At 72.1% G+C, this 3402-nt stretch carries 5 protein-coding genes; 2 read left to right on the top strand and 3 right to left on the bottom strand.

Going from position 1 to position 3402, the window contains the following annotated elements:
- The 3 genes from G3I40_RS10550 to modA all read right to left on the bottom strand — a co-directional run.
- The coding region (locus tag G3I40_RS10550) for an ATP-binding cassette domain-containing protein (RefSeq protein ID WP_164301897.1) at positions 1-398 on the bottom strand (398 nt) is incomplete at its 3' end.
- Positions 395-1240 carry a molybdate ABC transporter permease subunit gene (modB, locus tag G3I40_RS10545; RefSeq protein WP_164301896.1) on the bottom strand — a complete coding sequence of 282 codons (846 nt, stop codon included), beginning with the start codon at positions 1238-1240 and terminating at the stop codon, positions 395-397. The genes modB and G3I40_RS10550, both read right to left, overlap by 4 nt.
- Positions 1237-2064, bottom strand: coding sequence for a molybdate ABC transporter substrate-binding protein (gene modA, locus G3I40_RS10540; protein ID WP_164301898.1), 828 nt, complete (start codon positions 2062-2064; stop codon positions 1237-1239). The genes modB and modA overlap by 4 nt, the downstream gene beginning before the upstream one ends.
- Positions 2065-2260: 196 nt before the next feature.
- Here modA and G3I40_RS10535 point away from each other — a divergent pair, with 196 nt between their 5' ends.
- Entirely contained in the window at positions 2261-2737 is a 477-nt protein-coding gene (locus tag G3I40_RS10535; protein ID WP_164301895.1) for a molybdopterin-dependent oxidoreductase, read from the top strand.
- Positions 2738-2952: 215 nt separating this feature from the next.
- Positions 2953-3402: PucR family transcriptional regulator ligand-binding domain-containing protein (locus tag G3I40_RS10530; RefSeq protein WP_203643797.1), on the top strand; the 450-nt coding region annotated here is incomplete at its 3' end.

Raw genomic sequence — 3402 nt, 5'->3', positions numbered from 1 at the left:
GCGAGCCCCAGCCGGTCGAGCCAGGCGGCGGCCTCGGCGCGGGCCTCGGCCTTGGTCCTGCCCTGGCAGCGCGGGCCGAACGCGACGTTGTCCAGGGCGGTGAGGTGCGGGAAGAGCAGGTAGTCCTGGAAGACGACACCGACGGGCCGGGTCTCGGGCGGGGTGCCGTCGAGCTCGACGCCGTCGAGGTGCAGGTGGCCGCTGTCCAGCGGGGCGAGTCCGGCGAGGGCGCGCAGGGCGGTGGTCTTGCCCGCGCCGTTGGGCCCGAGCAGGGCGACCACGTCGCCGGGGGCGGCGGACAGCGCGATGTCGAGGCGGAAGGTGCCGCGGTCGACGACGAGGTGGGCGTCGAGGCCCGCCCCGTCGTCCCCGCGGTGGCCCGGGTGCAGGTCGCTCATGAGGCGGTCATCCAGCGGTCACGCAGGCCCGCGAGGACCGTGATGGACACGGCGAGCAGGACCAGGCTGAGGGCGATCGCCGCGGCCGGGTCGCTCTGCATGGCGAGGTACACGGCGAGCGGCATGGTCTGGGTGCGCCCGGGGAAGTTCCCGGCGAAGGTGATCGTCGCGCCGAACTCGCCGAGCGCACGCGCCCAGGCGAGGACCGAGCCCGCGGCGATGCCGGGCGCGATGAGCGGCAGGGTCACCCGGCGGAACGCGGTGAAGCGGGAGGCGCCGAGGGTCGTGGCTGCCTCCTCGTAGCGGGGGTCGGCGGCGCGCAGGGTGCCTTCGACGCTGATGACGAGGAACGGCATGGCGACGAACGCCTCGGCGATGACGACGCCGGTCGTGGTGAACGGCAGGGTCAGCCCGAACCACGCGTCCAGGTACGTGCCGACGATGCCGTTGCGGCCGAGCGCCGTGAGCAGGGCCACGCCCCCGACCACCGGGGGCAGGACGAGCGGCAGTGTCACCAGGGCCCGTACGAGGCCGCGTCCGCGGAACTCGGTGCGGGCCAGCAGCCAGGCCAGCGGCACCCCGAGCACCAGGCTCACGAGCGTCGCCGAGGTGGCGCACACCAGCGACAGTTGCAGGGCCTGCCAGACCTCGGGGCTGGTCAGCTGGGACGGCAGGTCGCGCCACGGCGCACGGACGAGCAGGGCGAGCAGCGGCACCACGAGGAAGGCCAGGCCCACGAGGGCGGGCACCAGCAGGGGCAGGGGCACCATCCGCACGCGGCGGCGCCGCGGACCTCCCCGGAGGGTGTCGGCCGCGGCGCCGGTCTTGTCGAGCGAGGTCACGGCTTGAGGAATCCGGCCTCGGTCAGCACCTTCTGGCCGTCGGCGGACTTGACCAGGTCGATGAACGCCTTGGCCGCGGCCGCGTTGGGCGCATCCTTGAGCTGAGCGATCGGGTAGTCGTTGATGGCGTCGGCGGATTCGGGGAAGTCCACGCCCTCCACCTTGTCACCCGCGGCCTTCACGTCGGTCTTGTAGACGACCGCCGCGTCGGCCTCCTTCAGCTCGACCTTCGTCAGGGCGCTCTTGACGTCCTGCTCGTAGGAGACCGGGGTGAGCTTCAACTTGCTGGCGCCGAGGGCCTTCTCCGCGGCGGCGCCGCACGGCGCGGACTTGTCGCACAGCACGACCTTGAGGTCGGACTTGGTGAGGTCCTTGAGCGAGGCGACCTTGTCGGGATTGCCCGGCAGGGTGGCGATCTCCAGCTGGTTGCGCACGAAGGTGGACGGCGCGCCGGCCGCGTCGCCCTTGTCCGTGACGATCTTCATCGTCTTGGGGCTGGCGGCGGCGAACACGTCGGCTGGGGCGCCGCCGGTGATGCCCGCGGCGAGGCTGTCGCTGCCGCCGAAGCTGAACGTGACCTTGGTGCCGGGGTGTTCCTTCTCGAACTGCTTGCCCAGCGTCGTGAAGCTCTCCTTGAGCGAGGCGGCGGCGAACACCGTCACGGTTCCGGAGAGCTTCTTGTCGGCCGAGGCGGACGAGGAGGAGTCGGCGGACGAGCCGGAGTCGGAGTCGGACGAGCCGCAGGCACTCAGGGTCAGGAGTGCTGCGGTGCCGAGGCCGGCCACGGACAGCATCCTGCGGGTCCGGCGTGCGGAACGGGTTATCACGGGGTCCACTCCCTTGGTTCCTGAGCATGCGACGTGTGCGGGCGTCGACGGGTTGCGGGGATCATACTGCCGCACCTGCCAGGTGTAAGTCTTCTGGCACATCGCATGAGCTGGGATCTTGTGGCTTGGATGTACGCATGTGCGTTTGTCCGATGCGGCCTTGCGGGTACGGTCCTGCGGGAGGTGGTGGCCGATGAGCCAGTCCCTGACGCACGCCGTGGCCGACCCCGTGGCGCAGCTGGACCTGAGCGGCGATCTCGCGCGCCCGGCGCAGCTCACCGTGACCGATCTGCGGGCCTGGCCGCAGCACGGCGCCGAGGTCGACTTCGAGTGCGCCACCAGCGGCGTGCAGCACCACCGCTTCACCGGTCCGCGCCTGTACGACGTACTGACGGCGGCGGGTCCCGGCTTCGACCCCGTGCGCCGCAAGGACCGGCTGCGCTTCCTCGTCGCGGTGCGCGGCGCCGACGGCCATCACGCGCTGCTGTCGTGGGCGGAGATCGACCCGGACTTCGCCGGCGCTCCCGTCCTGCTGGCGCTGACCATCGACGACGCCCCGCTGGACCGCGCCGGGCCGCAGCTCGTGCTGCCGCAGGACCGGTGCGGGGCGCGGCACATCAGCGGCATCAGCGCGATACGGGTGTCCGGGGACTGCGTCTCCTGGGTCTGAGCGGGGCGGCGGGCACCGCGGGATCCCCCGTGGCCGACGGACGGAAACTCCGAGTGCCCCGGGGGCCGTACTGGACGATCAACCAAGAGGTGTTCCCCTCGATCTGCCTGGCATTTACGATGCCAGCAGTCGCATTTACCTGGTGAATGCGAGATGCCGGAAGTCGTGGCGCCGGGCGCCGTCGGATCCGGGCCGTACGAGAAAGCCGGAGCACCATGCACGTCGAACACCTCCTGAAGGACGAGACCCTCGGCCTGCGGCTGCTGTGGGCCGAGGACCCCCTGCTCGCGCGGGAGATCAGCGGGGTGACCGTGACGGACCTCGAGGACCCGTCGCGTTTCGTGCGGCCTGGCGAGGTCGTGCTCAGCGGTCTGGTGTGGTGGACGCCGCGTGGGGGCCGGGGCCGCGTCGAGCGGTTCGTGTCCGCGTTGCGCGGCGCCGGCGCGGCCGTGCTCCTCGCCGGCGAGGAGACCCACGGCGCGGTGCCCGAGGTGCTGGTCGAGGCCTGCGCCCGGCACGAACTGCCGGTGGCGGCCGTGCCGGCCCACGTGATGTTCCGGTCGGTCACCGACACGGTCTACCTGCAGCAGTGGGGCGAGCTCAGCCGGCATCACGCGCTGCCGGAGAACGCCCGGGTCAGGCTCAGCCGGCTCGTGTCCCGGGGC

This window comes from Streptomyces sp. SID14478 (assembly GCF_010548525.1).
Taxonomy (GTDB): domain Bacteria; phylum Actinomycetota; class Actinomycetes; order Streptomycetales; family Streptomycetaceae; genus Streptomyces.
The sequence above is the reverse complement of the archived record's forward strand: the minus strand, read 5'-3'. Positions and strand labels throughout refer to the sequence as shown.

Bases quoted from the DNA above. Each gene is read 5' to 3' on its own strand.
- G3I40_RS10535 (WP_164301895.1), top strand. From the start codon at position 2,261: ATGAGCCAGTCCCTGACGCACGCCGTGGCCGACCCCGTGGCGCAGCTG.